Origin of the sequence: Curtobacterium sp. 1310, assembly GCF_017834105.1 — a bacterium.
Classification (GTDB): Bacteria; Actinomycetota; Actinomycetes; order Actinomycetales; family Microbacteriaceae; genus Curtobacterium.
The window spans coordinates 60632-86522 of the sequence record NZ_JAFICY010000003.1; the positions used below are offsets into that span (position 1 = coordinate 60632).

General features: G+C 66.2%; 29 protein-coding genes and 1 tRNA gene. 11 read left to right on the top strand and 19 right to left on the bottom strand.

Going from position 1 to position 25891, the window contains the following annotated elements; genetic code table 11:
- Positions 1–87: 87 nt before the first annotated feature.
- Complete coding sequence (locus JOD95_RS08530; RefSeq protein ID WP_232750747.1) at positions 88–1152, bottom strand: TDT family transporter; 1065 nt, start codon at positions 1150–1152, stop codon at positions 88–90.
- Between the two features lie 163 nt (positions 1153–1315).
- On the opposite strand from JOD95_RS08530, the gene JOD95_RS08535 reads away from it, so the two are divergent.
- Entirely contained in the window at positions 1316–2221 is a 906-nt protein-coding gene (locus tag JOD95_RS08535; protein ID WP_209684578.1) for a LysR family transcriptional regulator, read from the top strand.
- 40 nt (positions 2222–2261) lie between these two features.
- Here the strand turns inward: JOD95_RS08535 and JOD95_RS08540 are convergent, their stop codons facing one another.
- The gene (locus tag JOD95_RS08540; RefSeq protein ID WP_071282830.1) at positions 2262–3224 is read right to left on the bottom strand and encodes a helix-turn-helix domain-containing protein; all 963 of its coding nucleotides are present in this window, start codon (positions 3222–3224) and stop codon (positions 2262–2264) included.
- Between the two features lie 441 nt (positions 3225–3665).
- On the bottom strand, positions 3666–4166 hold the full coding sequence (locus JOD95_RS08545; RefSeq protein ID WP_139266334.1) for a hypothetical protein: 501 nt from the start codon (positions 4164–4166) through the stop codon (positions 3666–3668).
- Between the two features lie 503 nt (positions 4167–4669).
- Between JOD95_RS08545 and JOD95_RS08550 the strand changes: the two genes are divergently transcribed.
- On the top strand, positions 4670–5779 hold the full coding sequence (locus JOD95_RS08550; RefSeq protein ID WP_066651471.1) for an acyl-CoA desaturase: 1110 nt from the start codon (positions 4670–4672) through the stop codon (positions 5777–5779).
- Positions 5780–6054: 275 nt separating this feature from the next.
- On the opposite strand, the gene JOD95_RS08555 is transcribed toward JOD95_RS08550, so the two are convergent.
- Together JOD95_RS08555 and JOD95_RS08560 are read right to left on the bottom strand one after the other, a co-directional pair.
- A complete protein-coding gene (locus JOD95_RS08555) occupies positions 6055–6234 on the bottom strand; it encodes a hypothetical protein (protein WP_139266335.1) in 180 nt (59 codons plus the stop codon).
- 252 nt (positions 6235–6486) lie between these two features.
- On the bottom strand, positions 6487–6801 hold the full coding sequence (locus JOD95_RS08560; RefSeq protein ID WP_071282834.1) for a hypothetical protein: 315 nt from the start codon (positions 6799–6801) through the stop codon (positions 6487–6489).
- A gap of 668 nt (positions 6802–7469) precedes the next feature.
- Here JOD95_RS08560 and JOD95_RS08565 point away from each other — a divergent pair.
- The 3 genes from JOD95_RS08565 (at position 7470) to JOD95_RS08575 (ending at position 8525) form a co-directional block, all read left to right on the top strand.
- Positions 7470–7703: a hypothetical protein gene (locus tag JOD95_RS08565; protein WP_139266336.1), complete on the top strand. Its 234-nt coding sequence runs from the start codon at positions 7470–7472 to the stop codon at positions 7701–7703.
- Between the two features lie 21 nt (positions 7704–7724).
- A complete protein-coding gene (locus tag JOD95_RS08570; protein WP_066651463.1) occupies positions 7725–8138 on the top strand; it encodes a hypothetical protein in 414 nt (137 codons plus the stop codon).
- 96 nt (positions 8139–8234) lie between these two features.
- Positions 8235–8525: a hypothetical protein gene (locus JOD95_RS08575; RefSeq protein ID WP_066651462.1), complete on the top strand. Its 291-nt coding sequence runs from the start codon at positions 8235–8237 to the stop codon at positions 8523–8525.
- Positions 8526–8683: 158 nt separating this feature from the next.
- On the opposite strand, the gene JOD95_RS08580 is transcribed toward JOD95_RS08575, so the two are convergent.
- The 3 genes from JOD95_RS08580 to JOD95_RS08590 form a co-directional block, all read right to left on the bottom strand.
- The gene (locus JOD95_RS08580) at positions 8684–9259 is read right to left on the bottom strand and encodes a hypothetical protein (RefSeq protein WP_144411197.1); all 576 of its coding nucleotides are present in this window, start codon (positions 9257–9259) and stop codon (positions 8684–8686) included.
- Position 9260: 1 nt separating this feature from the next.
- The gene (locus JOD95_RS08585; protein WP_139266338.1) at positions 9261–9434 is read right to left on the bottom strand and encodes a DUF4177 domain-containing protein; all 174 of its coding nucleotides are present in this window, start codon (positions 9432–9434) and stop codon (positions 9261–9263) included.
- A 490-nt stretch (positions 9435–9924) separates the two neighbouring features.
- Positions 9925–11016 carry a site-specific integrase gene (locus JOD95_RS08590; RefSeq protein ID WP_066651460.1) on the bottom strand — a complete coding sequence of 364 codons (1092 nt, stop codon included), beginning with the start codon at positions 11014–11016 and terminating at the stop codon, positions 9925–9927.
- A gap of 841 nt (positions 11017–11857) precedes the next feature.
- Between JOD95_RS08590 and JOD95_RS08595 the strand changes: the two genes are divergently transcribed.
- Entirely contained in the window at positions 11858–12112 is a 255-nt protein-coding gene (locus JOD95_RS08595; RefSeq protein ID WP_209684580.1) for a hypothetical protein, read from the top strand.
- A gap of 640 nt (positions 12113–12752) precedes the next feature.
- On the opposite strand, the gene JOD95_RS08600 is transcribed toward JOD95_RS08595, so the two are convergent.
- The 4 genes from JOD95_RS08600 to JOD95_RS08615 all read right to left on the bottom strand — a co-directional run bounded on the left by JOD95_RS08600 (position 12753) and on the right by JOD95_RS08615 (position 15587).
- The gene (locus JOD95_RS08600) at positions 12753–13256 is read right to left on the bottom strand and encodes a hypothetical protein (RefSeq protein ID WP_209684582.1); all 504 of its coding nucleotides are present in this window, start codon (positions 13254–13256) and stop codon (positions 12753–12755) included.
- A 933-nt stretch (positions 13257–14189) separates the two neighbouring features.
- Positions 14190–14372, bottom strand: coding sequence for a hypothetical protein (locus tag JOD95_RS08605; protein ID WP_209684944.1), 183 nt, complete (start codon positions 14370–14372; stop codon positions 14190–14192).
- Entirely contained in the window at positions 14369–14989 is a 621-nt protein-coding gene (locus tag JOD95_RS08610; protein ID WP_209684584.1) for a hypothetical protein, read from the bottom strand. Before JOD95_RS08610 ends, JOD95_RS08605 begins: the two co-directional genes overlap by 4 nt.
- A gap of 25 nt (positions 14990–15014) precedes the next feature.
- Positions 15015–15587, bottom strand: a complete 573-nt coding sequence (locus tag JOD95_RS08615; RefSeq protein WP_209684585.1) for a hypothetical protein — start codon at positions 15585–15587, stop codon at positions 15015–15017.
- Between the two features lie 378 nt (positions 15588–15965).
- On the opposite strand from JOD95_RS08615, the gene JOD95_RS08620 reads away from it, so the two are divergent.
- Both JOD95_RS08620 and JOD95_RS08625 read left to right on the top strand, forming a co-directional pair.
- Entirely contained in the window at positions 15966–16583 is a 618-nt protein-coding gene (locus JOD95_RS08620; protein ID WP_209684588.1) for a hypothetical protein, read from the top strand.
- A gap of 339 nt (positions 16584–16922) precedes the next feature.
- Positions 16923–17666 carry a hypothetical protein gene (locus tag JOD95_RS08625; protein WP_209684591.1) on the top strand — a complete coding sequence of 248 codons (744 nt, stop codon included), beginning with the start codon at positions 16923–16925 and terminating at the stop codon, positions 17664–17666.
- 129 nt (positions 17667–17795) lie between these two features.
- Here JOD95_RS08625 and JOD95_RS08630 read toward each other — a convergent pair whose 3' ends face one another.
- The 3 genes from JOD95_RS08630 to JOD95_RS08640 form a co-directional block, all read right to left on the bottom strand.
- Complete coding sequence (locus JOD95_RS08630) at positions 17796–18296, bottom strand: hypothetical protein (RefSeq protein WP_209684593.1); 501 nt, start codon at positions 18294–18296, stop codon at positions 17796–17798.
- Positions 18290–19546 carry an AAA family ATPase gene (locus JOD95_RS08635; RefSeq protein ID WP_209684595.1) on the bottom strand — a complete coding sequence of 419 codons (1257 nt, stop codon included), beginning with the start codon at positions 19544–19546 and terminating at the stop codon, positions 18290–18292. The genes JOD95_RS08630 and JOD95_RS08635 overlap by 7 nt, the downstream gene beginning before the upstream one ends.
- Positions 19547–20139: 593 nt before the next feature.
- A tRNA-Ser gene (locus JOD95_RS08640) sits at positions 20140–20229 on the bottom strand.
- Between the two features lie 141 nt (positions 20230–20370).
- Between JOD95_RS08640 and JOD95_RS08645 the strand changes: the two genes are divergently transcribed.
- Both JOD95_RS08645 and radA read left to right on the top strand, forming a co-directional pair.
- Entirely contained in the window at positions 20371–21444 is a 1074-nt protein-coding gene (locus JOD95_RS08645; RefSeq protein ID WP_209684596.1) for an SGNH/GDSL hydrolase family protein, read from the top strand.
- Between the two features lie 9 nt (positions 21445–21453).
- Positions 21454–22815 carry a DNA repair protein RadA gene (gene radA, locus JOD95_RS08650; RefSeq protein ID WP_066651439.1) on the top strand — a complete coding sequence of 454 codons (1362 nt, stop codon included), beginning with the start codon at positions 21454–21456 and terminating at the stop codon, positions 22813–22815.
- Positions 22816–22965: 150 nt separating this feature from the next.
- Here the strand turns inward: radA and JOD95_RS08655 are convergent, their stop codons facing one another.
- Positions 22966–23349: an SseB family protein gene (locus JOD95_RS08655; protein ID WP_066651438.1), complete on the bottom strand. Its 384-nt coding sequence runs from the start codon at positions 23347–23349 to the stop codon at positions 22966–22968.
- A 343-nt stretch (positions 23350–23692) separates the two neighbouring features.
- On the opposite strand from JOD95_RS08655, the gene JOD95_RS08660 reads away from it, so the two are divergent.
- On the top strand, positions 23693–23899 hold the full coding sequence (locus JOD95_RS08660) for a cold-shock protein (RefSeq protein ID WP_022904520.1): 207 nt from the start codon (positions 23693–23695) through the stop codon (positions 23897–23899).
- 333 nt (positions 23900–24232) lie between these two features.
- Here the strand turns inward: JOD95_RS08660 and JOD95_RS08665 are convergent, their stop codons facing one another.
- From JOD95_RS08665 to JOD95_RS08675, 3 genes are all read right to left on the bottom strand, one after another.
- Complete coding sequence (locus JOD95_RS08665; RefSeq protein WP_209684597.1) at positions 24233–24400, bottom strand: hypothetical protein; 168 nt, start codon at positions 24398–24400, stop codon at positions 24233–24235.
- A gap of 98 nt (positions 24401–24498) precedes the next feature.
- Positions 24499–25191, bottom strand: a complete 693-nt coding sequence (locus JOD95_RS08670) for a hypothetical protein (protein ID WP_209684598.1) — start codon at positions 25189–25191, stop codon at positions 24499–24501.
- Between the two features lie 139 nt (positions 25192–25330).
- Positions 25331–25873: an amino-acid N-acetyltransferase gene (locus JOD95_RS08675; protein ID WP_209684599.1), complete on the bottom strand. Its 543-nt coding sequence runs from the start codon at positions 25871–25873 to the stop codon at positions 25331–25333.
- Positions 25874–25891: the final 18 nt, after the last annotated feature.

Consider the following 25891-nt stretch of genomic DNA (forward strand, 5'->3'; position numbering starts at 1 on the left):
TCCGGCCAGCCATCGGCTACCGAGACGCGGTCATGGATCCTGGTAACGCCCTATGGCTGGTCGCAAGGCTGATCCGCGCCAGGGTCGTCACGCTGTCTTGGGTGGTGCGAGGAGTGTGCCGCGGATGACGGAGCCGTGGAAGGTGCGGACGGCGACGGTGATCCATGCGGCGACGAGGCCGGCGTAGTAGACGACTGCGAGCACGGCGACGACAGTGAGTCCGGAGTGCAGGGCCAGGCCGTTCAGGCCGGTGACGCAGGTACCGACGGGGAACGTGAACGACCACCACGTCAGGCTGAACGGCAGGTGCTCGCGGGCGGTCCGGATGGTGATGGCAAGGGCGATGACGGTCCACAGCAGCGCGAAGCCGAGCATCGCGAACCCGTACACCAACGCCACGACCAGCAGTGCGTGGGCGGTGGAGGCGTCGACGACGGTGGGGGCGTTTGAGGCGAGGAGGTTCACTGCGGTGATCGACTGCCCGACCGGTCCGAGCACGATCCACAAAGTCGGGACCATGCCTGCGGCGCCGACCTTGTGCTGCGCGAGCCGGTTCCAGATCAGTGTGATCACGACCAGGGACGTGATGAGGCTGAGGCCGAAGAAGCCGTAGCAGGACCACAGCAGTGTCTCCCGCGCCTGCCCGGCGGGCGCGTACGGCAGCAGGAGCGCGCCGGTGGAGGCGGACACCATCGGCGGGACGATCGGCATCAGCCAACCGCCAAACGCGGAATCGGGCGTGTTCTCGTGACGGGTGAACGCCAGGTACGGCACCAGGACCGCCGTGAACAGTCCGCCGACGGTACCGATGCTCCAGAGGACCCAGTCGACGGTGACGGCGGCGGGAAGGCCGATCCAATCCTTACCGAGGAGGATCGTGCCGGCGCCGACGGTGAGGAACGCCATCGGCGGTGCCCCGTAGAAGTGGGAGATGACCGGGTTGAGGTGGTGCTTCGCTGCGGTGCTCCGGTAGCGGACCCAGTGCAGGGCCGTCGCGATGGTGAGGGCGACCAGGAGGGCCGCCGCGATCGCCCACACGATCGTCGCCGCCGTCCGGACACCGGGGAACTGCAGCGGCAGCGATGCGGCCGCGACGGCGACGATCCCGGTGCCCATGATCGACGCGAACCAGTTCGGGGTCAGATTCGACACGATCAGACCAGGCCGCTCCAACTCCCGGAACAACCGCCGATCGCGCACACCATGCTCGGACGTCGCGGGTGCGTGGGCGAGGTGAGCGGACATGCACCCAGCGTGCGCGTGTGCCCCGTGGTTCTGGAACGGCGAACTCGTTGGCAGGGCACAATGGTTGCTTGTGGCACTGCGGCGGCTGACGGACCGGACTCTGGACCTCGACACCCTCGAGGTCCTCGTCCGCGTCGCGGAGACCGGTTCGTTGACCCGAGCGGCCGACGTGTTGGGGGTGACACAGCAGGCGGTGTCAGCGCGCTTGCGTGCCGCGGAACAGGCAATCGGCCAGCCGCTGGCGCACCGGACGGCATCAGGGACCGCGCTGACCGACGCAGGCCGAGTGGTGCTCGGCCTGGCCGTCCCGGTGTTGGAGGCCTCCCGGCGGCTCGAAGCAGGAGTCGCCGCGCTTCGAGAACCCGCGGGATCCCTCGTGGTCGCAGCGTCGCAGACGATCGCCGAGCTGCTGCTGCCCGGATGGTTGCTCGCCCACCGGGCTATCGCGCCGGATGCGTCGGTGCGCCTGATCGCGGGGAACTCCGCCGCCGTGATCGACCTCGTTCGCTCCGGCGCTGCCGATCTCGGATTCACGGAGACCCCTGCTGCGCCACCTGACCTGTCCTCGCTGGTGGTCGACGAAGACGAACTCGTCGTCGTCGTCGCTCCGCAGCATCCGTGGGCAAGCGCGTCGGGCATCACCGCGGATGACCTCGCGGAGACGCCGCTGCTACTCCGAGAGGAAGGGTCCGGCACCCGCGCCACGGTCGAGGCGTGGCTCGACCGTGCTGGGCTCCGCCTGGTCGTCCCAGCGGCGGTGCTGGAGACGACGGGCATCATCCGCGCCAACGCGCGGGCGGGCATCGCGCCCGCGGTGATGAGTCTCCGCACCGTCGGCAGCGACCTCTCCGACGGTGCCCTCGTCCGGGCACCGCTGCTCGGCCCGCCACTGATCCGATCGCTGCGCGCAATCTGGACCGGCCACCCGGGGCCCGCCGTCATGGCATTCCTCGATAGCGCTCAGCAGTCCCGATAGCCAATCGGCTATCGGGACCCAATTCTGTGTTGCTGCTGAGTCACCGTGACGGTCTGCGGAGCGTGTCGGATGGTCGTTCTCCGAAGGTGTCGGCGTAGTAGCTGGCGAATCGTCCGAGGTGTCCGAAGCCCCAGCCTCGTGCGACGTCTGCGATGACGGTCGTTGGGGCTTCGCCGGCGACGAGCTGTGCACGGACCCGGTGGAGCCGGATCTGGCGGAGGAAAGCCATGGGGGTGGTGTCCGCGTGGCGTTGGAAGGCTGCTTGCAGGGCGCGGGCGTTGATGCCGGCCGCCTGAGCGACGTCAGTGCTGGTGATGTGTCGATGAGCGTTAGCGACCATCCACTCCTGCGCAAAGCGCATCGTCGCTGGGCCGTCGTGGAAGACGATGTCGACGTCGGGGGTGGCGTGGAAAGCGTCGACTGTTGCTTCTGCGACAAGCATGTTCACAGCTGCTCGTCGCCACCGGCCCGTTCCGGAGTGCAGCAGCTCGGGTGCTGCCGCACGGATCACCTGTCTGAGGCGTTCGAGTTGTTCCGGGTCGGGAAGGTTCCGGAACTGCAGCGGACCGGGGATTGCGCCGAGCTGGGCTGCGGCGACGTTCTCGAGGAAGGTGCCGTCGAAGCGGATCATGTGCTGGGTACCTGGCGCAGCGTTGAACTCGAACGGGCGCCCCGATGGGTACATCACGGGCACGTTCGGTGGCATCGCGATCGCGTCTCGCGTGTCGACGTCGAGGACGATGCCCGGGGTGGTGGTCCAGGCGAGGATGTAAGTGCCGTGTTGGCCGATGGTGCCCCAGCGGTTCGCGTCGACAGCGGATGTGCCCAGCGTGAGCTCGTCGTCGTCGCCGACGGCGCGGTACCGCCATGTGAATCCGTCGGCGGTGGGCTTGCCGATGTGAATGTCCTGGCTCGCGTAGACGTCTTCGTAGAACGCGACCGCTTCGTCGACATTCGTACCTCGGCGGTCGACGGCGACTGGGGGCAGGTTGTCCGACGGCATCCGCGAGTCAGTATGCCGCCAACCGCCGACATCGTTGCTCGCGGCTGGAACCGTTTCACGCCTTCCGGTGATTCGGCGGTCTGCGACGGAGCTGTCAGGGGTGTTCCGGGGAAGCTTTCGGGGGTTGCAGGAGCGTGTACTGGTAGCCGTTGCGGGCCATTGGTCGATGGAGCCGGTGGTGGGTGGCTGCCCAGATCCGCCCGTTGTACTGCAGCGTTTCTGGGGCGGTTCCGCGGAGAGTGAGGGTGATGTCTGGGTGGTCGGGCTCTTGGAGGACGAGGGTTCGCAGTACTCCGGCGGGGTCGAGCGTGACGTGGGTTGCGTGATCCGGCATGCTGTTCTCCTTCGTCGCCGCCGTCAAACCGGTGGTGATCAGCCCATCCGGACGGAGCCGCATCCTGGACGGTTCCGCAGAGACCGTCACTGCCGGGGAAGGCTGGCTCACCGGGTTGCCGGCTTCGGCTCTGCGACCGTGTTCGGCGCGCCGTTGTCAGGCGTGATGGACGTGTCGGGGGTGAAGTGGATGCGTTCGGCTGCGCGGGTGGTGTCTTGGGCGCGAGCGAGTTGTGCATCTTGCGCGGTCTGCGCGTCAGCTCGTGACTGGCGGATCGTGGCGAGGGCGTTGCTGCTGATCTGGTGCACCAGGTTCGCGATGGTGGTCGAGAGGCCCCGTTCGAGTTGGCCGAGGTTGGTGTTGCCGATGATCAGACGCCGGTCGTGCACAGCGAGCGTCACATCCGGGTAGCCGGCGCGCTGTAACGAATGGTGACTTCCGGAGCCTTCCAGCGCTGCGATCTCTTCAGGATTGGGTCGTCGGTTGAAGACTGCGGGGACGTCGTAGAACCGTTCGGCGGCGTCGGTGCCGAGCGATGCCGGCAGGCCGGATGCGACGACGCTGGTCAGGGCGAGGTGCTGGTCAGCGGTTGTGGATGGGCCGGTCATGATGACTGCTTCCGTTGACGGTGGTGACCGCCAGGATGCGTGCGCTTCGGCGAGCATCGTGGTCGGAACCGTCTGAGATGAGTCTCCTCCTGCCGGTTGGTCGCAGCATGCAGGTTGCAGACGGACGCGTCCGGCGGTTCCTCTGTTGCCGGCCATCTGCGTACGAGGAGGGTCAGGGGATGACCACACGACTCTGTGCACGCGGCCGATGGGGATGGCCGATCGGCGAGGTCGGGAATCCGGTTGGCCGAGTTCGGCCGCAGCGGGATGGATTTCGGGCGTTGGCTCATCAGGAAGACGGTGTCGTCCGGCTCCTGGGCCTGTTCGATAGCAGGAGCCGCGCAGCCGCTGCCGTGGAGACAGCAGACCGCAGCTTGAGGGCGGAGGTTCCTGCCGACTCACGGGTGGTATGCATCCCGGCGCCGTAGCGTGACGGCAAGCGCGGATGCGTGAACTCTCCGGACCGGTCGAAGGATCGCTCAGCACCAGAAGGTCGGTCCTCGATGACGACGATCCCGCTCGCCCCCGGTTTCACCCGCACCCGTCCCGGGAACGGCGGCCGCTCCGGCACCTCCACCTACTCGGTGCTGCTCGCGCAGGTCAAGGACCACGGTCTCCTGCGTCGCCGCACCGGCTTCTACTGGTCGCTGTTCGGCGGCCTCGTCGCCACCCTCGCCCTGGCGTGGGTCGCGTTCTCGTTCCTCGGCGACTCGTGGTTCCAGCTGATCGTCGCGGGGGTGCTTGGCGTGCTGTTCACGCAGTTCGCGTTCTTGTCGCACGAGGCCGCGCACCGCCAGGTGTTCGCGTCGCAGAAGTGGAACGACCACGCGGGCCGCTGGGTCGGGACCTTCCTGGTGGGCTTGAGCTACTCGTGGTGGATGAACAAGCACACCCGTCACCACGGCAACCCGAACACCGTGGGCAAGGACCCGGACATCGCCCCCGACGGCATCCGTTTCCTGCCCGATGACGCCGCCGCGGCGAAGGGCCCGCTGATGCGGACGTTCCTGCGCTTCCAGGGATGGCTGTTCTTCCCGCTGCTGACGCTCGAGGGCGTCAACCTGCACCGGTACGCCGTGACCTCGGTCCTGACGGGCACCGGCACCAAGGCGGACGTCCGACACCGCTGGCTCGAGGGCGTCCTGCTCCTCGCCCGCTTCGGCATCTACCTGACGGTCGTGTTCTGGTTCCTGCCGTTCGGGATGGCGTGCGCGTTCCTGGGTGTGCAGCTGGCCGTGTTCGGCGTGATGATGGGCGCCTCGTTCGCGCCGAACCACAAGGGCATGCCGACGATCGCGCACGACGCGAAGGTCGACTTCTTCTCGCGCCAGGTCCGGACCTCGCGCAACATCCGCGGCGGGTGGTGGGTGTCGTCCCTGATGGGTGGCCTGAACTTCCAGGTCGAGCACCACCTGTTCCCCTCGATGCCACGGCCGGCGCTCCGGCAGGCGCGGCTGCTGGTGCGGGACCACTGCGACACCCTCGACGTGCCGTACACCGAGACCACGCTGCTGCGCTCGTACGGGATCGTCGTGCGGTACCTCAACCGGGTGGGTCTCAGCGCCCGCGACCCGTTCTTCTGCCCGATGGTCGCGCAGATGCGGATCCACTGACGTGAGCGGAAAACGGATCTCACCGTTGCACTGGAGCTCACATGACACGGAGCTGTGGACTGCGACGGACGATGCCGGAGCGGTCGTCGGCTCCGGCATCGCCGCAGGCGACTACACAGCGGTGACCTTCGATGGCTCCGTTCACGGCACCCACCACTCGCTCGAAGCCGCACAAGACCAAATCGACGCCTGGCACCGCTGGACCACCAGCACCTAACCGGCAGCCATCCACATCACGGCGACAACCGGCTCGGATCGGCGGTCTGACGGGCCGTTCACCGCTGACGATACTTCGCAGCGATCTCGGCCCGCGCCCGCTCTGCGGTCAGGTCGCCGGCGAGGATCCGTGCAATGCGGTCAGTGGTGTCCGCATCGACGACATGACCTCGTGCCCGCAGAGCACCGACCACGAACGCCATCGTCTCGGCCGGGCTTCCTCCCGGCTCAGCTTCCATGGGCCTTCCGATCTCCGATGTGCAGCAATCCGCTCGGGCTCTGCCCAATGACCTGCCCAGCGGGCACAACGATGCAGCTCGGCTCCGTATCAGGCGCGCGCAAGTGGACCGCCTGAGCGCCGGTGCGCGCAATCGGCTGTTCACCACCGTCACGTCACCGCGCGGTACGAGACGAGGGCTGACGGTGCACAGGCTTCTTGCTGGTCCCCCGGGAGCCGCTACAGCTCTTCGTGGCACCTCTGGTGTGCCTACTCATCTGCGGTCCCGGGCATCGGGACCGGTTGGGGGAAGGGCGCTGATTCTCCAGCGCGCATCCGTGAGGAAGTCTTGCGCGGCGAGGTCGCCTGCGTCCTCGAGGGCGTCCTCCGGCGCCGGCTCCAACAGGATCGGGATCGCCGGAGCGAGCATGACCTGCACCGTCACCGGTAGTCCAGCATCATCAACGGTCGGCACTGCGACGGTGTCAGCGACCGCGGCTTGCGCCAACGAGGCGCTGTAGGCCAGCACCGCTTTGCCGACCATGTCGGTGACGAGGATGCGGGTATGCCCGTAATGGAGGTACTGCACGATCAACCGCTCTCGCCGCGGGACAAGGCGGGATTGAGAAGACGGCGACCGTGAAAATCATCCCCGACGCGCCCAGTCCAACGACGCTCCTGTACCGTACGCGCCGCTCCCGGAGGCACATCCAACGGGTGTCCCTCATGCGCGGGCCGAGGAGACGCACCGGTGGCTGGAACTGTCATCGCGGTGCCCAAACGCGCGGGGCGATGTCAGCTCCTTAGCGCGATGTCGACACGGGAACGATTACCTCGCAAAAGATCCTTCTGGCAACGACCTCGCAGCGATCAGCCTGCAGCCGCTGGTGACGAGGACCAGTACGGCGTCGGCCATGCCGATTGCGCCCGACCCGTGTTCAGATTCGAGTCACGCTCATCGCAGCGGACGATCAGATCAGGCCGTCCGCTGACGGCCTGACGCACTCCAGCTTCACCACCTGTCGACGGACGCCCGCTCCGAACTAGCCAGGCGATGCGAACGAGTGACCGCTTACCTCAGATCAGTCGAATGCATGAGACGGATACCTCGACCGCGTCACAGGCGCCTTGACGATCAGCAACGTAATCCCGCTTGACCAGCGAGGCGACCGGTGGCCCATGGTTCATCGGGACCGCCAGCATCACCCTGAGTACCGTCGAATCGACAGCTACCGAGGCGAATGGGACTGTAGCTGTGTGGCAACGATGTCGAAGCGCGCCAAGGGCTGGGTCTTCATCTGGGTCAGCCTGCTGTTTCCCGCGATGGCGATCAGCACGCTCGTCTCCGGGGCGCTCGGCGACCCGGACCGTTCCGACTGGCTCATCTGGACGGTGGTGATCGTGCTCCTGTCGGCAGTCATCGTCGTTGCGTACATCTGGGTGTTCCGCAGCATGCGCGCTCTCCGAGCGCCGGATCGTAGCGGCCGATAAGCCACCGGCCACACCGCGCGCGTGAGCATCGTGTCATACCAGCAACCAAAGGGCGCAATCCAGCGTCTCGCCGCACCGTGGCGTCCGCTGCTCGGCAATCGCTACGCCGTCGAGATCGCGCGCAGGAAGCTCTCTTTCGCCATCGCGTTCCCCGCGCAACTCACGATCTGGGCGCTGGCTTGGGCCCTCGGGCTCATGCATATCGGTCCGACCTGGATCTTCCCGGTCCTGATCATCGGGTCGGGCGCAGTGACGGTCGCGACGATCGTGCGCTTCGGCCGATTCGGTGCGCGGGTCCGGCGCGACCTCGCAGCTCACGACGTGCACGTACAGGAGCTCCTGGTCGCCCGACGACCAAACGACGTCCAGCAGTGGGCCGGTCGCAACCGTGTTGATCTCCACGTCGTCGCCCAGATCGGAGACGATCATCGCTGACAGCGATTCGCCCAGCCCTCTCCAACCGGCGCCAGAGCTGTCCTGTGATCGATCGGCCACCGGACGGCGTTTTGCCTGCTGTGCGATCCTGCGGGTATGCGCTACCGGCTGATGAACGAGTACAGCGTCGACTGGCCGCTGTGGGACGACGACGGCCCTTGCGACGCTGGCACGCCGTCGTTCTCGCCCCAACTTGAGCGCGAGATTCTCGAATGGGCTCGCGACTTCAACGAGAACTACGGCATCGAAATTGGCTGGCCGACTGAGGCGGCTGCGCGCTCCCACGAACGCCAAGGACGTCGTCTGCTGCTGCTCGTCGAACGAGAGCTGCCGGAGGATGACGTGGTACTCGGCTACTGGGAGACCAACAAGCGCAAGGGGTTGTAGACCGCAGAACCGTCCGCCCAGGCATCCGCTCTCGGACACACTCGTTCGAGAACGCATCGACCAGTGCGCAGCGATCAGCCCTGGTCGCGCTCGCCACCGTCGTCGAATGGCTCTCTCGGGCATCCAGGCCGCCGCCGAGCGAAGGCTGAGGACCTGATTTAGTCGCTCGGCAGCTGCCAGGCATCGCCCATGAGCTTCTCCCAACGCTCCCGGATGTTCTCTTCCTGGGCGCGACTCATCACCAGCGGAATGCGAACGCCCTCGAATGTCTGGTCTATGAACCGCTCCAAATACCCCGCGATCTTCTCGTAGTAGTTCGCGACTTCCCTCGCGTCATCGAGTGTCCAAACGGCGTGCTCTGACGTCGATGCACCGTTTCGGGAGGTGGCGGGCCGGCTGCTCCGCTCACCGTAGTGCTCACCGGGCGTCTTCATCCGGTACCAGACCGAGTGCACGAGGAAGTTGCGCTGCGGCCGAGCCGCGGTGATCGCCCTGTCAATCGCGATCAGCTGTTCCAGCTGCGCCTCGGCGATCTTCTTGTTGTAGCGGGCGACTCGTAGGCACATCTGCTGAAGCCGGGAGATGTCCTCGCCCGCCGCGAGCACCCGGCCGTAAGGCGACTCGATCAAGAGCGCGAACAACTCGCGCAGGTTCTGCTCGACCCGGGCCGACTCCGCCGCCGTGCGTCCAATCGCGGCGTACATCGCCTGGGTAGGGCGTTCTGTGCGAGCCACCTTAAGCTTCGTCTCGCTCGAAGAGCACCCCAAGTGGACCGACGACGGACGGGCGAACCATCTGCGCGACCGTCCATCCCTCTGCCGCGTAACGGTTGATGGTCTCGTTGAAGGCCGCGACGTGCTTCGGCTCATCGCCAGACACATTGATAGTGACGTACTCGTAGCGCTTCATGATGCCCTCTCGACTCGTGTCGACAGTAGCAATCTGGGAGGGCACGATTGCCCTGCTATGAAGCGACCCTCAACCCTGGCGCACGATCGCCGTTCCCTGCCGACGGCCCGGATCTCCGCGAGGTCTTGGCGCTGTGCCTCGATGTTCGCGAGCATTACGAGGTTCCCGGGTGCAGCTGACACCAGGATCAGCCGGGCGCACCGTCCATCGCGACGCCACGCCGATCGTCGCCGTCCCGCATCCATATCCGAAAAGGCGGCCTTTTCCGTGACGTCTCAGTAGCCGGTCGTTCACCGAGACGGAGCGTCGTCTGTCTCCGTTCACGTACTTCCGGGGCTCCGACTGTCTCAGATAGCTGGTCCGAAACTGATTCCGGCAAGGTGCCCTATGCGAGACGGTGTCCTGCAATGGGGCTCGGGCATCAAGACGGATGAGGTCGCGCCCGCGGACGCGGCCGCCACCACGACCACGACCACGAGCACGACCACCGCTACAGCTGTTCCGCTCGTTGCCGGCTCAACGCGGAGGTAACGTTGTCCAGATCGTCGGGGAACAGCGCCGCGTAGGTGTCAAGAGTCACCTTCGCCGACTTGTGGCCCAGCATCCGCTGTACGACTTTGACGTTGGCACCAGCGCTGATCGCGAGTGACGCAGCGGTATGCCGGAGGTCATGTGGTGTGACTCGACGGAAGCTTGCGTCGGCCGCCATCGTCCGCTGGACGGCCTTCGCGAACCATCCCTGACTGGAGTGCCCTGGCCGGAGGAAACCTCCGGCCGAAGACGACCAGAGACGATCGTCGGGGTGCTTGTCTCGACAGGCCGCGGCAACAGCCGAGTCGAGGAAGTCAGGAAATGCGACGGAGCGCCGCTCATGCGACTTCACACTGCCCAGGACGTGTTGACCGTTCACCTCCGTCACTCCCTCGCGGATGTTCAGACGACGTCGACCGGGGTCAACGCTACGAACCCGCAAGGCAGTCGCCTCGCCCCATCGGAGCCCGGTGTACGCAAGTAGCCGGACAAGCTCGCCATACCTGGCCTCCGAAGCCAGCGCCTCGACCTGCCGATGCGTCAGGAACACCTCGTCGGGGATCGGTTTCTTCTTGACTGTGAGGCCGCGCGCAGGATTCTTCACCACCCGGTTCTCCTCGACGGCTTCATCGAGGATGCCAGCGAGCAGGTCTCGTGCCCTCGCCACCGAGGTGTGCGAGAGCGAATGCCCGAGTTCGTTCAGCCACGTTTGGACGTCTCGCTTGGTGACTCGGCCTACGGCGTACCCGCCCCACTTTGGTTCGACATGCACGCGCCAGCAGCTTTCAACGGAGTGGAAGCTACTTTGGGTGAGCTTGAACCGGTGCATCTCGAGCCAGGCTCTCCCGAGCTCGCCGATGGTCACTCGCGCATCCGTTGGATCGACGTAGGAACCTCGCAACTTCGACACCTCGACAGTGTTGAGGTAGTTGAAGGCATCGGTCTTGCGGCGGAAGCCGCGGTCATGACCGCGAGTCCCATCAGGTTTGGTGTACCAGACCTCGTAAAGCTTGCCCCGCGTCTTCGTCTCGTAGGACTTGACTGTTCCCATCGATCAGCGCAGTTCGTCGGCGGTGCTGGCGTACTCCTGCTCGAGAAGCCATGCCTCGACGGCTTCCGGACGGTAGAGCGGGAATCGTCCGACTCGAACGAATCGCGGGCCTGCCCCAGTGACACGCCACTGGCGCAAGTTGCGGGTCGTCACGTGGAGCCGAGCAGCAAGGGCGTCCGGAGTGAGCAAGTCGCCGGTCTGAACTGAAGGACTAAGGGCGGCCTTAGACATGGGTACTCCTCGAAAGTCGATGCTTTCGAGGAGGCCGTTTAGCCGAACCTGTTAACGGTTGCTTGGCGTACCTGCTCGTCGAGCCGTCAATGGCTCTGGCCCTTTTCAATCATTCAGACCTGCAGCAGACCATACACGTCCAGCCAGTTGGTGACAAACGTACGCGGATGAAGCAGCTGACGATGCCCCTCGGACGCGTCTGAGGCTGCGACAGCGCGCCCGCGACCAACCAGCTTCTAAGCCAAGGGCTTCGCCGGAGGTCACTGAGCACGCGTGAGACGCCCGCTCTGGGTTCAGATCCGACTGCACTGAAATCATTTCCGAAATCATTCAGCGGATCGTGTCGGCCAGCGCCAGGAGCACCGACGCACCATTGCCCGTTCCGGGTCCACGCCTCGCAAGAGCGTGGTCAGCCGACGGTGTCCGTAGGGGAGCGGAGCGGAGGGGCGGCACCGACGGAAGGCACCCAAGGACGCCCCCGATGGGGCGTCGGAGGGCAAGGAGCGTAGCGACGCAGTAAGGGCCATGAGGAGCGCAGCGACGAGTGGTGAGGGGGACCCGGAGACCGAGCGCAGCGAGAGTCTCAGGGGCTCCCGAAGAGGTGTCGGCTGTGCCGACCGACGAGCAAGGTTCCAGGTCGCGAAGCGGACTGGAAACGCAGCTCGGCGTCACCTCCCCTTATGCCCTTTTTCCCTGCCGCGAAGATCCGGAGCTTCAGCGACGGATCGAGGTCACGATTGCTGCTGTGATCGGGGGAAACGGATGGATCAGCCTCATCTTGATCACCACCAGATCCGAAGGATCAAGCCTGGTGGTGGTGATCAAGTGGCATCCGTTTGCCGCGGGAAGTCGGGGTTTGGGTTGATCCACGGTTCTGGGCGTCGTGACGCCGGGGATCAACCCATCGAGCGCAGCGACGCCAGGGGCTGAGGAGCCTGCGGATCAGCACCTGATCAATCCCGACGCAGACGCGGGCACGCGGCTGCCTTCGCCCTCGCAAGCAGCGCAGGTCGGAGCATCGCGGAGACCTCTCGCGTAGCGCCGTCACCTCATCGTCGCGGGGGAGGAACGACGCCGTGACGGGTCCCGCTGCCGCCGCTTCAGCGGCGCCCTGCGGTTCTCCTTTCGCCCCATCGGGCACGACTGTGGAGTGGACGTGAACGAGGCTCGTGACAACAGGTCAGGCTCAGATCCAGCCACGCGACCGGGCGCCCTCACGATGGGAGCCTCAGCCGATGCGTTCAGCACCGAGCTTCTGTGCCCCGTACCTGGCCACGGCTGATCCAATTGTGGGCAAATGCTGCCCAGGGGTGGCCTGCTCTGGGCCGCGAGGCGACCGCCGAAGCTCCCTCGACGGCAAATGGAAGGAAAAGAGGGCCACCCGGACGCGTTCAGCGTCGGATGGCCATGCTGTGACCGGTTGGCGGTCATGTGTGGGTCAGCAGGTGGGCGGATCGGTCCGCAGCGACCAGCGAGCGACAGCGAGAGGGAGCGTTGCGGCCCCGCTACGGCCAAATATGGCCCACAGTCGGCCGCGCCGTGACCGACCAGTGCCGGCGGCCCCCAGTCGGTACGCTGCGGCCGAGAGCCCAGCGCACGCATCCGACTCCCTCGCTCAGCGCGACGCCGAGCCGCTGATCATCGCCGCGATCGCGGCGCACGTTGGGATGCTGCTGGCGCCGGCGCGCGTCGAGTTCGACGACGGTGTCCGTGTCGAGCTCGACGGAGCACCCTAGGACCGGAGGGTCCTCGTCGAGGCGTACGCGCACATCGGCGCGCTTCGAGGCGGGCAGCCGAAGAAGCTCGCGACGGACGCCTTCAAGCTCCTCTGGGCCGGCCGGAAGCTTGAGGCGACGCGGCTCATCATCGCGATCATCGACGTGGAGGTCGAGCAGTACCTGATGCGGCCGAAGGCGTGGCTGACCTCGGCCCTCCGTGACAGCGGCGTCGAGGTCGTCCGGGTCGCGATCGACGACGAAGCGCACGCGCGCGTCGAGGCGGCGCAGCAACTGCAGCTGATGGCACCTCCCGGAGCGTCAGCGCCGGGGGAGCGACCGGTGTGACTGACAGACCGGGGGTGGCAAGTCCACTCCGATGCGCTCACCCGCCAACAGCGGGCAGAGCAGCGCGCCACGTCACAATCGGGTGACGCGCCCAGCCTGTGCGAACACGCCGTGCCGGCGTCGACCACATGAATGATCCCCCGAGGGGCGTCTGCTTCCCGGGGGATTTTTCGTCGTACCGGTTTGTACCGGATTTCTCGGTACAGGCACGCGTGCAACGACGCCGCGAAAACCCCAGTTCAGAGGGCTGATTCTCGCCGCCTCACCGGTTGTAGGCATGCGGTGTTCCACTTCGTGTACCGGGAGCAGACCCGCATGAAGGCGGTCCTGATCGGGGGAAAGCGTGCCGTGTACCGGTTGTACCGCTTCTTCCGAGGAACCCCTGTGCGTGCGTATGCGCGCATGCATGCGTGCGTGCGTGCGTAGAGGTTCGCAGAAACCGGTACAACCGGTACAAACTGCCTCTCTACCCTCCTACTTCCTTGAAAGGTCAGGGAAGTAGGGCTCATGGGGCGTACCGGTTCTCGAAAATCACGGCTCAAAAGTGGTACTCGACTCACACCCGCACGAGCCCTCAAATGGGGGTTTGACCTGGGAAAACCTGCCACGCGCACCTGTACCGGTTTCCGAACGCGAAAGTGGTACATGTGGTCCGATCGCGCCCTCGAGTGGGTCGAAGTGGCTGGCGAGCCTGAGCATCCGTGCCCGACGATGGGTTTCCGCCGCAGCGATTCAGTCACACCGCGCCGGTCGCCGCCCGAGGACCTTGCTGCGTGGACTTCATGTTTCGCCGAAACCATTCGATCGGCCGCCTCGCAACAGTCATGTCGACTATTGATATCCCCCGGATCGCGCTGATCAGAGCCGCTTGTCGCCGAGTCAGGACGCTCGAGGCACGTTCGCGCGCACGTCATCGGCCTGTGTCTCGTCGAGCTCCCAGCGCTCGTACTTCGTGTGCTCCGGGTACTTCTCGCGCAGGTACTCCCGCACGACCTTCCCAGGCCGCGACTCGTTCGTGTAGCCGAGCTCGACCGCCAGCTCCCGCGGTGTCCACGTCGTCACGAGCGCGGCCGCTTTGAGTGGTTCCGCGCGGGGTTCCGAGGCTTGGTGAGTGACTTCGAGTTCGTCCGGCAAAGCTCGCCGATTCCGGAGCCGCACGACGGGCACGGGTGGGACAAGTCCTCGGTGGCGCGAAGATCGCGCTCCATACCTGCGTAGAACGCGTCCACCGGAACACTCGACGAGTCGAGGATCGCCTGTTCGACCAGATCGCGGTGCTTCACGAGCGCGTCGTAGAACCGCTTTGGGTCGTCGGCCACACGCATCACGGCCGGGGCGACCTCCCACAGCGCCCGCTGCAGGTTCGGAAACGGTCGCGGACCACCGAAGTCGCCGTTGCCGACGCGGACACCGTCTCGTCGGGCTTCGGCGATGTGCAGCATCTCGAGGTAGTGCAGTTCGAGAGGCGACTCCGCCGTCGCGACGATCGTCTTGGTGAGGCCACTGGCGCCATGCTCCGCGAGCACCTCGGTCATGAAGGCCCCGCTGCCGAGGTAGCCATCGACATGCTTCGGGTCGAGGCGCGTGCTCTGACCGATGTAGGCCCACGCCTTGTCGGCCGGTTCGGTCCTGAACACGTACCCGACTGCTGACGCCGGCACCTTTGCCTGATCGCTCATGGTCACCACTCCCTCGAGGTCATCGTCATCGTCCCGTGAGCCGACCGAACCGCCCGCGGCGTCGCGGTGGTACGACGCGCGCCTCCGAGGCTCCAGCCGGCACGGGAACGCCGATCGTCATGGTCCGCTCTCGCTCCGCCGGGTCCGGCATCGGCGTCATCGGCCAGTCCGCCGGCACGTAGTTGTCGGGCACCACGTACCCGCCGCAGTTGACGACCTTGGCGGCGGCGCTGATCGTGACGCTCTGCACGTGCAACGTCTCGTTGTTGAAGTCGAACGGCCTCCGGCCGTAAGGGACGTACGCGGTCGTCTCCCGGAGGTTCTTCAACCAGGTGAGCCGCCCCAAGGTGCCAGAGGTCGACGATGCCCACCAGTGAGTAGCGTGCCACCGGACGCGGAGCTCGTCGCCCACGCGCACATCGCGCATGTGCTCGGTCACCGTCGAGCGGTAGAGGTTCGACGCCATCGGCGTCCCGCGGCTGGCGTAGACGCTCGCCAGGAGCCCCGTCGTCCCGAACCGGCGGTCACCGTTCTTGTGCACCGAGCCGAGCTGCGGATGACCGTCCGCGGCAGCGGGCACGTCCTTTGCGTCGTTCACCTGATTCCTCCCCGGCTCCTCGTCCCCATCGTGCTGCGTTCTCGTGCCGATGACCAGCGTCCGGGGCTCCCGCTCACTTGTCGAGCAAGTATCCGAGATGCACCCAGGTGACGCTGTCGCCGCTGCCGCCGACGTCATGTCGTCGGATACCCCGCGCCGGACTCATCGGACGGCCGCCAATGAGGTGATCGTCGTCCTCTGTAACCGGCCGCAACAGCTCAGCCCGGTGTCACTTCAGGGGGTCGGATTCAAGCCGACGAGAATCACAGTTATCGCAACTATTCGGCGAGGGGTCTACTCGCCCGGTTTCGACTCGAACGGCGCCCCGACGCCGACGAATCTGCTCGTGTCCGGGGTGATTCGTAGGCTCGATCCACCATGACCGAACTGCTGCCGCTACCTGCCCGGGGCCTTCCTGCGCGTGTGGTCACGCACGTCGGGGAGGACCTCGAACTCGCGGATGCGCCCCTCCGTCCCGAGCTGCTCGAGGGCATCGCAGAGAACACGGCGCACGCAAGTGCTGCGGGCACCAGACGGGCCTACGAAGGCGACTGGGCAGCGTTCGAGCGCTGGTGTGAGGTCCATGGTCGGAGGGCCCTCCCCGCGCAGCCACAGACCGTCGCGGGCTACATCACCGACCGCGCGGCGCTCGTCGAACCGGGCACCGGAGACCACGTCTACGCACCCACCACGATCTCAAGGTGGGTCACCTCGATCAACGTCCGGCACGAGCGCGAGAACCTCGCCCCTCCGGGCGCGACACGCACGGTCAAGGACACCCTCGCCGGCATCCGCCGCGACAACGCACGGCCAACCCGGCGCATGGCACCGCTGCTGCTGAACGACCTCAAGCGGGTACTTCGCGGCATCGACCTGCACTCGTACCCCGCGTGTCGCGCAAATTGTTCTGGTTTTCGAGGACTTGGAACGGTCCAAGAAAAGGACCAGCCCCATTCCGCTCTGAGCGGCGCCCAGCCCGGCACCCTGGTCGCATGACTTATGTCCCTCCGGAGCCTCCAGAGCTCCGCCGCGAAGTCGGGTCTTCCCTCTCGAATCGATGGCCGCCACCCTGGCAAGATGTCATCGAGTTGACCGCCCAATGCCTCGCAAACGCCTCAGCTAGGGACCCCGAGGGGGATCTCACGCCCTGGGAACAGTCGTCGTTGGCGCAACGGGAGGCGCTTCGTCGATTGGTCGTGCAGGTCCTACAGGCCTACGCCGATGCCGACAGGCTTGCAGCCTCGCGGTACACGAGCGCACAGGCAGACCACAAAGCGTCACGGCGCCGGGGCCAGCCATGACTAATCCGCGAGACGACCAAGGACGGTGCACCGCATGACGACACGTCGCCAGATCGCCCGAGCGCGGGCTCGCGTTGCCCTCGCCGCCAGGACGGGCGAGGACCTGCCGAATAGCGTTCATCAACTCGCAGCGATGGACTTTGCAGACGCCGACCACACCGCGACAACTGGTCGAGATCGCGAAGACCGCCAGCGGCCGCAGCGCGGAGACCTGGCAACATTGCTGGGTGTTCACGCCGCTGGTAACGACTTTGGGCGCTTCCCAGAGTTGGAGCACCCGCGGGACGGCCAGGGGCTCGAGCATCGCGACGAGCAGGCGATCCTCGAGTCCCTGCCTTGGACTCATGAGCAATACGAAGCAGCAAGGTCTGCCGTGGCACGTGGCGAACTTGACGCGCTCGAACACAGCGTCCGGCGGAGCGCAATGAACGGCGCGATCACCTACAAGGAGGTATCCGACCGGCTGAAGGTTGGGACCGCGCGGATACTCGCGCGACTCGCGTCTGGGGACCTGTTCGCGTTCGTTTCCGACGACGAGATGCTGTTCCCGATATGGCAGTTTACGGACGACCCCGACCGTCCGGTCTTAAATCAGCTGTCGACCTTGATCGAAGCATTTGGTGATGACATGCACCCAGCGTCGATCCTTGGCTTCATGACGACACCGCATTCCTCCACACGAATCGACGGCATCCCGATGACTCCCCGTGAGTGGCTCACAAGCGGTCGTCCGGTTCAGCCCCTGGTTGAGATGCTCAGGGTCCCGCGACTGATGTGAAGAGAGCCCTGCGCAGTGAAGGCGCTGAAATGCCGCCGCCTTGTCCTGCATCCGTGCGACCGCGCTGCTCAACAGCCACCGCCCTCGCCTTCTTCAGCTTCAAAGGAGACGCCGAAATCCAATTTCATGTCAGGTTGCGAGAGCGAATGAATGACGATCGCAACCACGATCGAACCAACTCCGCCAATCACCGTGATTGACAGGATTGATCCATTGTATGGATCCAACCAAGGGATAATCTACCGCCAAGTCGCGGACGTAGCGCTGCTGTCTATCGTCTCGGGACACCACCGGATTCTGGCCGATAAGCGACAACTCCACGAGATGCGCATCCTTCTCAAGCGCCACCCTAATTCCGGTGTCCGATACGCCTGCGACGACCTTGCGATAGTCAGCCAGCCTTTTCACTGGAACCCTCACAACGCGCTTACGGGTTTCCATGCGAGCAAGCCAACGAACAAAGGCTCCACTTGCATGCACCTCCCACTCGCGATCGAGCTCATCATTTACGATGACCCCGGTATCACGGTCACGCTTCGACAGCTCGCTCAAAAACAAGAAACACGCCGCCGCATCTTCATTCTCCGTAGGGTCGTTGCAGGATCGCGCAACGCTCGCATCGATTACCATGGCGGACACAATTGCCGACCTGTCCGAACAGCCTCAATGTAAGCAATGTCAGCATCTTCGGCGACATCGTCGAAGTCGAGCGGCCAGTCGCCAAAACGACCCTTGTCATCGACGTCAGCCACAGACACAAACGCATACCCGTTCGCATCCCTGCCAAACCAGTTCAAGCTAACCGACTCTGCGCCAATCTTCCCCAGCGCGATGTTCGTCTGGACGGCGCGAATCAGCAAGGAACTGTGCGTCTCGGCTATGACCTTCACCCCACGCGCAGCAGCATCCACGAGAATCTTCCCGAGGACCACCTGAGCACGCGGGTGGAGGTGAATCTCGGGTTGCTCGATGTACACAATTTGACCTGGTTCCGCCAGCAAAAGCGAAACCACGACGGGGAGAGTTTGGCTCACTCCGAATCCGACATCAGCGATACTGACTAAGTCCTGCGCGCCACCCTGCTGCGCATGTGGCACCCGACCGACGAGAACCTCGACGGTCGCATCGTTCTTCTTCTTTGCAAAAATCTTCCAAGTAAGACCCAGCTCTTCCATTTGGTTCGAAAGAGCATCCAAACGCGGATCCTTCTTCTCGCCCCATTCGAGCACTACTGAGGCGACGTATTTGTCGAAGGTTCCAGGGAAGTTGCGCCCGACGGCAGCACGAGGGTATTCGCGTTCTGGGTTCCCCCTGAGCCCTGGAACGTGGATGATGCCACTAATTAAACGGGACCAGTCATCCGTGTGCGAGTCGAACGGATCAATACCAAGGTAAGAATCGCCGATCGACACCACACCCTCGAGGAAGCACCGGTCACGATGAACGCCGATCCCTACTGCTGCACCTTTACTACCCGGGAATGAGCCATCCTTCGCCTGGTGCAGAATTGTTTCGCCGAATCCAGACACTTCACTCTCGAGGCTTTTCGCATATTCAGGACTAAGCGTCGGCTGAAGGATCACCGAGCGACCGAGGTCCTCAAACTGATCAGACTCGATAGTGAAACCGTCTAGCGAGTCCGCGTAGACGACATGACGGTGATGTTCACCGATACGGAGGTCTACACTGAAGCGATCTACTCGCGACCCCTTCGCCTTGCCTCTGCTCAGAGTCTGCGACCGTTCAGTGAACTTCGCATTTGACCCGTGAAGCAAGAGCGGCCCGGGGTCGAAGCTGGCGTCAAGGGTCTGTTTCATCAGCAGTAGTGGCTGCATAAAGCTGGACTTACCACCGCTATTCGCGCCGGAGATTATCGTCAAGGGCGCGACCCTCAGCGCAACTTCGTCGTAAATCGCTTTGAATCCTTGGATTCCGATGGTGAGGTCACCCTGCGCGAAGTTCGGTCCGGGTCGGAAGGATGCCGGCGGGGAGGATCGGCGCGTGCGTCGCCTTGCCATAGATGGTCTCTCGTTTCAAAGAAGAGCGTTGCTCGGAGAAAGCTTAGTCGTCGCAGGCGTCGTGCGGTGGTCGAGCTTGGCCAGCGTTCGCCACATCCCTCCGTCAACTTGCCATCCACCACAGCTGAGCCGAGGTATACCTCAGTACCACGGGCGCCGATGGCTGGGAGGCTGTAGTTCTGGAGGCCTCCGCGAGCCGTCGTCACACACCTGGGCACTGATCCAGAGCTCGCGCAGCGCGAAGTAGGGGTCGGCGCGATCTGACTCACCACGGGGGTGCAGGTGCGGAGCCTTGGACTGGACCACCCGCTTGCTCAACGCGCGGGCTGTCTCCGGCGTGAGTTCGGACGGACTTCGGCCGCGCTGCACGGACGTCCCCAGCGAGGCCTGCACCAAAGACGCACCACGGGCACTCTAGGAAACAAGAAAACCCCCGCGTGAACGGGGGTTTTCTGTGGCGGTACCGGTGGGATTTGAACCCACGGTGGAGTTGCCCCCACACATGTTTTCGAGACATGATCCTTCGGCCGCTCGGACACGGTACCGGGAAAGAGTTTACACGATTCCGACGGTGCTCACGACCACCACGGGGCCGCTCCCCTGCACCACCGGCCCCGTCCCACCGTCCGTCCACCGGTGTGCTCCGCCAGAGCCCGGGGTGAGCGAGGCCGCGTACGGTCTCCGGCATGAAGACCCGCACCCTCGTCGCCCTGCTCACCTCCGTCATCGGCGGGCTCGCCGTCGTGGGTGGTGGCGCGTTCGGTGCCCGCGCGGGGATCCGGGGGCAGCGAGCTGCGTCCCAGCGCGTGGTCGACATGCTCCCCGTACATGCGGACTGGTGGCGGGAGCGCCTGCAGCACGAGGGGCAGCTGACGTACCTCGCGATCGGCGACTCCGCTGCGCAGGGCGTCGGCGCCACCGCTCCGGGGCGCGGGTACGTCGGCCTCCTGGCCCGCCGCATCCGGCACCGGTCGCGCATGTCGGTGCGGGTGGTGAACCTCAGCGTCTCGGGCGCGACGACGTGGGGTGCGAAGCAGGACCAGCTCCCGAAACTGCGGCAGTACACCCCGGACATCTGCACGGTGTCGATCGGGGCGAACGACATCGCGGACTTCCACCCGGACAAGTTCGAGCGGAACATCCGCGCGATCTACAGCGCCGTGCCCTCGCACGCGGTCGTCGCCGAGCTCCCGTGCATGTTCGTGCCCGACCGCGAGCGCAAGGTCGCCGTGGCGAACGAGATCGTGCACCGTGTCGCCACCGAACTCGGGTTGACCGTGGCGCCGCTCCACGTCATCACGAAGCGCGTCGGGCTCCGTCGGACCTTCTTCAACAGCTACGGCGACCTGTTCCACCCGAACGACCGCGGGTACGAGATCTGGGCGAGCGCCTTCGAACCCGCGGTCGATGCCCGCGTGGACACCGTCGCCGCGATCCGGCACTACCTGTCCGCGCGCGAGGCCGAGGACCTCGGGCGCGAGGCCGGCGCCGTCGCGACCGCCCGCGCCGAGCAGGACGTGGAGCACGCGGCGGACCTCGGGCACGGCGACCGCCCGGGACCCGTGGAGCGGCTGCGACAGCGGATGACGGGCGGTGTCCCCCTGCCGGAGCAGGCGCGCGAGAGCGAGCAGACGACCGAGCACGACGGGGACGTCGAGCACGTCGGCGAGGACGAGCAAGGAAAGGACGACGAGCACGGCACGGACGACGGGCACGGCCGGCACGCTCCGCGGCACCGCGGTGTCGGCGGGGCGCTCTAGCCTCGAGCCATGGCGCGCACCCAGTCCCTCTACCGCTGCACCGAGTGCGGGTGGACCAGCATCAAGTGGGTCGGCCGCTGCGGTGAGTGCCAGGCGTGGGGCACGGTCGAGGACACGACGGCGGCCGCGGCGAGCTCGCGCGGGCCCGCTGCCGTCTCCGTCGCTGGAGCGCGCGTGGCCCGACCGATCACCGAGGCCCGCGGAACGGGGGTCCAGCGGTGGACGTCCGGGATCGGCGAGTTCGACCGCGTGCTCGGCGGCGGCATCGTGCCCGGGGCCGCCGTACTGCTGTCCGGCGAGCCGGGTGTGGGTAAGTCGACGCTCCTGCTCGAGGTCGCCTCCCGTGCGGCAGCAACCGGCAAGCGGGTCCTCTACGTCAGCGCCGAGGAGTCGGTGGACCAGGTCCGACTCCGCGCCGAGCGCACGAACGCCATGCACGACCAGCTCTACCTGGCGAGCGAGGTCGACCTCGGCGTCATCCTCGGGCAGATCGACCAGGTGCAGCCCGACCTGGTGATCGCCGACTCCGTGCAGACGATCTCGTCGAGCACCGTGGACGGCATCGCCGGCGGCACCTCCCAGGTGCGCGAGGTCGCCTCCACGCTCATCCGGGTGGCGAAGGAGCGGTCGCTGCCCGTCCTCATCGTTGGCCACGTCACGAAGGACGGCACGATCGCGGGTCCGCGACTGCTCGAACACCTGGTCGACGTCGTCTGCCACTTCGAGGGCGACCGGCAGACCGCACTCCGGTTCGTCCGGGCACTCAAGAACCGCTTCGGCCCGACGGACGAGGTCGGCTGCTTCGACATGGCCGGCGACGGCATCCACGAGGTCCCGGACCCGAGCGGCCTCTTCATGTCGCGGAACGGCACCCCGGTGTCCGGCACGTGCGTGACGGTCGCACTCGAAGGGCGCCGCGCGCTCCCGGTCGAGGTGCAGGCGCTCGTCGTGCCGAGCTCGGCACCGCAGCCGCGCCGGGTCGTGAACGGCGTCGACGCGTCACGCGTGGCGATGCTCCTCGCGGTACTCGAACGACGCGCCGGCCTCAAGCTGTCCGATGCGGACGTCTACGTCTCGACGGTCGGCGGGATGAAGCTCACCGAGCCGGGCGCCGACCTGGCGATCGCGCTGGCCCTGGCGAGCGCGGCGCGGGACCGTCCGTACCCGCACACACTGGCGGCGGTGGGCGAGATCAGTCTAGCCGGCGAGATCCGTCCGGCGACGGGCGCGAAGCAGCGGGCGAACGAGGCCTCGCGGCTCGGGTTCACGACCGTGCTCGGCGCGGACGCCGAGCACCTGCGCGAGGCGCTGCGCGTCGCGTTCTCGCTGACGCAGTCGGTCCGCGAACGCGAGCTCGACCGCGCGTTCTGACCGGAACCGGCAGCGACGGCCCTGACCAAACCGGACCGGACCAGGTCTGACCGAACCGGACCAGGCCGGACCGGACCGATCGCCCGTGGCGAGCCGCAGGACGGGCGCGCGCCGCGCCTCCAGAGCGAACCGACGCCGCCCAGGCCCCGACTACGCGCGGAGCGCCGCCAGCAGGTCCGCCGGTGCCGCCTGCATCGTGTGGGGCCCGGCGATGTCGAAGAACACGCCCTCGAGCGAGTCGAGGTGCGCCGCCAGGAACTCGTCGAGCCGCGGCCCGTCGTAGACCATGACCTGGCGGACCTTCTCGTCCGGGACCATCGCGGTGTACGCATCGGCGGACGAGAAGAGCAGCAGGATGCGCTTGTCCGAGCCCTCGCGGCCGAAGACGCGGACCTGCATGTCCTTCTTGCCGGTGACGAGCCGGGGGACGATCACGATGTCGTTCCGCAGGGCGAACGCGACCGCGGCGACGTCCTGCTTCGCGAGGGCCTCCTCGAGCTGCTCGCTCCGGAAGCGCTGTTCCTTGTCTGCCATCACCCCTAGTCCACCAGATCTGCACGCCGACGGCGAACAGGAACGGCTGCGAGGCGGAGATCCTGCACAGAAGTGGGCGCTGCCTCTTCCATTGCGGCCACAGCACGGTAGGTTGGTCTCAACCGCTTCGGCGGGAGTCCATCGTTCTTCCGGTGCTCTGCACCTTCGAGCGCCATCGGTCACTGATCTTCCCAGGTCGCCTGGCCCCGAACCCGTCCCACCGGCCCATGCCCGCGGGACGCACTGATCTGACGACAACCGTCGGTGGATCGGCGGCAGCAAGAGCCGTCTCGCAAGACAGGCAACGAACGTGGCCTGGCAAGAAAGTTAAGGAAACGCCATCATGGCAACTGGCACCGTCAAGTGGTTCAACAACGAAAAGGGCTTCGGCTTCATCGCTCCGGACGACGGCAGCGCCGACGTCTTCGCGCACTTCTCCGCGATCGCTGGCAACGGCTACAAGTCGCTCGAGGAGAACCAGAAGGTCGAATTCGAGATCACCGAGGGCCGCAAGGGCCCGCAGGCCGAGAACATCTCGGTCATCGGCTGACCTCAGCCGCTCGGAACGGGCTCGTCGTCTTCGGACGGCGGGCCCGTTCGCATGTCCAGGCGGCATCGCTTCCGGGCAGGGACGCCTCCGAGCAGCCTCGCCGCCAGGAAGCATCGCCTCCGGGCAACGCCGCTTCCGGACAAATTGCTAGACGACCTAGCAATGTGACGTAGCGTGGTGGCATGACTTCCACGCACCACGGACCGGAAGACAGCGCGCAGCCGTTCGACATGCAGACGTTCCTCGACGACTTCATGACCGGACTCGAACCGGGTTCAGTCGAGGAGCAGCTCTAGGAGGAGGTGCGGGAGCAGCCCCTCGGCAGCAGCGCCGCTACTCGCTCCGGACGCCGTCCGACCAGATCGTGTCGTCCGCGGGCTCGAACAGACCGCGCTTCGCGCGCTTCCGGAGCCCCTTGAGCGTCGCGATCTTCACCGGCTCGACGCCGTGATCGCGCTCGTAGGCCGAGGCTGACTCCCGAACGATTCCCTGATCCGACACTCTGTCAGCATGACGCAGCGTGGACAGCTCCCGGCACGGAGTGCGTCACTCGGATGACGTGCCGGGCGCGCCGCAGGGTGGATCGTCCCAGGGCCGCGTCAGTTCAGCACGAACTGCGCCGACTCCTTCGACTCCAGGTCCCCCACCGACACCTGCAGGTGGTAGCTCGCCCCGCCACCGGGCACCGACGGCCGAGCACCGTCGCACGTGGTCGTCGACGAGCGCGTGCGGTCCCAGGCGATCGCCGGCGTGGTGAGTTCCTGCCCCGCCTTGATCGTGACGTCCTGGTTCGTCCCGCCCGTCTGGCAGTCCTTCGACGACCAGTACTGCTCCTGCCCAGAGCTGATCGTCAGGACCTGCTGCGCCGAGCCGAGGTCCATGTGGCACGAGTCGGAGCCGGTGTTCGTGATCGACATCGCGATCTGCGGGTCCTCGGTCGGCCCGTAGGTGCCCTTGTCGACGACCGGCGTGAGCTCGATCTGGTCCTCGGAGCACGTCGTGGCGTCACCGGAGGCCGAAGCGGGTGCCGTGGCGGACGCCGACGGGGCGGGTGACGCCCCGGCGCCGGCCGGAGCGGTCGGATCCCCGGACGCGGACGGGGCGAGCGAGGCCCCATCGCCAGCCGACGGCGAGGCCCCCGGCGCCGACGCGGACGAGGCCCCACTCCCCCGCCCGACCACGATCAGCACGACCACCACGACGACGAGCAGCAGCACGCCGGCGACGAGCGCGCGACGACGCCAGTAGACACCGGACGACTCGGGTCCGACAGGGTGACGGAACGACGACATGCGCACAGGGTAGGGCGAACGGGTCTCTCCGCAGCGACGCGACGCCGATGCGTCACCGAACGCGTCAGCAATCCACAGGCAGCGGATCGCCGATCAGTGGCCCCCGACCAACCGAAGGATCCCGGTCAGCGGATCCCGGTCAGAGGATCTTCAACATGCGGGTGTTGCCGAGCGTGTTCGGCTTCACCCGGGCGAGGTCGAGGAACTCCGCGACCCCCTCGTCCGACGAGCGCACGAGCTCGGCGTACACGTCCGGCGACACGACCTGCTCGCCGATCTCCAGGTACCCGTGCTTCGCGAAGAACTCGACCTCGAACGTCAGGCAGAAGATGCGGGCGACGCCGAGCTCCCGGGCGTCGTGCTCGAGCGCCTCGAGCATCCGGTGGCCGACCCGCTTGTGGATCCAGTCGGCGTCGAGCGCGAGCGTGCGGACCTCGGCGATGTCGTCCCAGAACACGGCGAGGGCACCGCAGCCGATCGGCGTGCCGTCCGGCCCCTCGGCGATCCGGAACTGCTGGATCGAGCCGTAGAGCGCGACGTTCTCCTTGCCGAGCAGGATGCGCCGGTCGACGTACGGAGCGATGAGCCGCTGGATGTGCGGCACGTCCGAGGCCAGGGCCGGGCGCACCCGGATGCCGTGCTCGTCCCGTTCGTCGAACGCGTGCTTCCCGTTGCCACTCATCCCGTCGAGCATACGGCG

What these genes read in the sequence shown, in the direction of transcription:
- JOD95_RS08540 (WP_071282830.1), bottom strand. Translation starts at nt 3,224, where the DNA reads ATGCCGTCGGACAACCTGCCCCCAGTCGCCGTCGACCGCCGAGGTACG.
- JOD95_RS08545 (WP_139266334.1), bottom strand. Translation starts at nt 4,166, where the DNA reads ATGACCGGCCCATCCACAACCGCTGACCAGCACCTCGCCCTGACCAGC.
- JOD95_RS08550 (WP_066651471.1), top strand. Translation starts at nt 4,670, where the DNA reads ATGACGACGATCCCGCTCGCCCCCGGTTTCACCCGCACCCGTCCCGGG.
- JOD95_RS08555 (WP_139266335.1), bottom strand. Translation starts at nt 6,234, where the DNA reads ATGGAAGCTGAGCCGGGAGGAAGCCCGGCCGAGACGATGGCGTTCGTG.
- JOD95_RS08575 (WP_066651462.1), top strand. Translation starts at nt 8,235, where the DNA reads ATGCGCTACCGGCTGATGAACGAGTACAGCGTCGACTGGCCGCTGTGG.
- JOD95_RS08585 (WP_139266338.1), bottom strand. Translation starts at nt 9,434, where the DNA reads ATGAAGCGCTACGAGTACGTCACTATCAATGTGTCTGGCGATGAGCCG.
- JOD95_RS08590 (WP_066651460.1), bottom strand. Translation starts at nt 11,016, where the DNA reads ATGGGAACAGTCAAGTCCTACGAGACGAAGACGCGGGGCAAGCTTTAC.
- JOD95_RS08610 (WP_209684584.1), bottom strand. Translation starts at nt 14,989, where the DNA reads ATGAGCGATCAGGCAAAGGTGCCGGCGTCAGCAGTCGGGTACGTGTTC.
- JOD95_RS08620 (WP_209684588.1), top strand. Translation starts at nt 15,966, where the DNA reads ATGACCGAACTGCTGCCGCTACCTGCCCGGGGCCTTCCTGCGCGTGTG.
- JOD95_RS08625 (WP_209684591.1), top strand. Translation starts at nt 16,923, where the DNA reads ATGACGACACGTCGCCAGATCGCCCGAGCGCGGGCTCGCGTTGCCCTC.
- JOD95_RS08630 (WP_209684593.1), bottom strand. Translation starts at nt 18,296, where the DNA reads ATGGTAATCGATGCGAGCGTTGCGCGATCCTGCAACGACCCTACGGAG.
- JOD95_RS08645 (WP_209684596.1), top strand. Translation starts at nt 20,371, where the DNA reads ATGAAGACCCGCACCCTCGTCGCCCTGCTCACCTCCGTCATCGGCGGG.
- radA (WP_066651439.1), top strand. Translation starts at nt 21,454, where the DNA reads ATGGCGCGCACCCAGTCCCTCTACCGCTGCACCGAGTGCGGGTGGACC.
- JOD95_RS08655 (WP_066651438.1), bottom strand. Translation starts at nt 23,349, where the DNA reads ATGGCAGACAAGGAACAGCGCTTCCGGAGCGAGCAGCTCGAGGAGGCC.
- JOD95_RS08660 (WP_022904520.1), top strand. Translation starts at nt 23,693, where the DNA reads ATGGCAACTGGCACCGTCAAGTGGTTCAACAACGAAAAGGGCTTCGGC.
- JOD95_RS08670 (WP_209684598.1), bottom strand. Translation starts at nt 25,191, where the DNA reads ATGTCGTCGTTCCGTCACCCTGTCGGACCCGAGTCGTCCGGTGTCTAC.
- JOD95_RS08675 (WP_209684599.1), bottom strand. Translation starts at nt 25,873, where the DNA reads ATGAGTGGCAACGGGAAGCACGCGTTCGACGAACGGGACGAGCACGGC.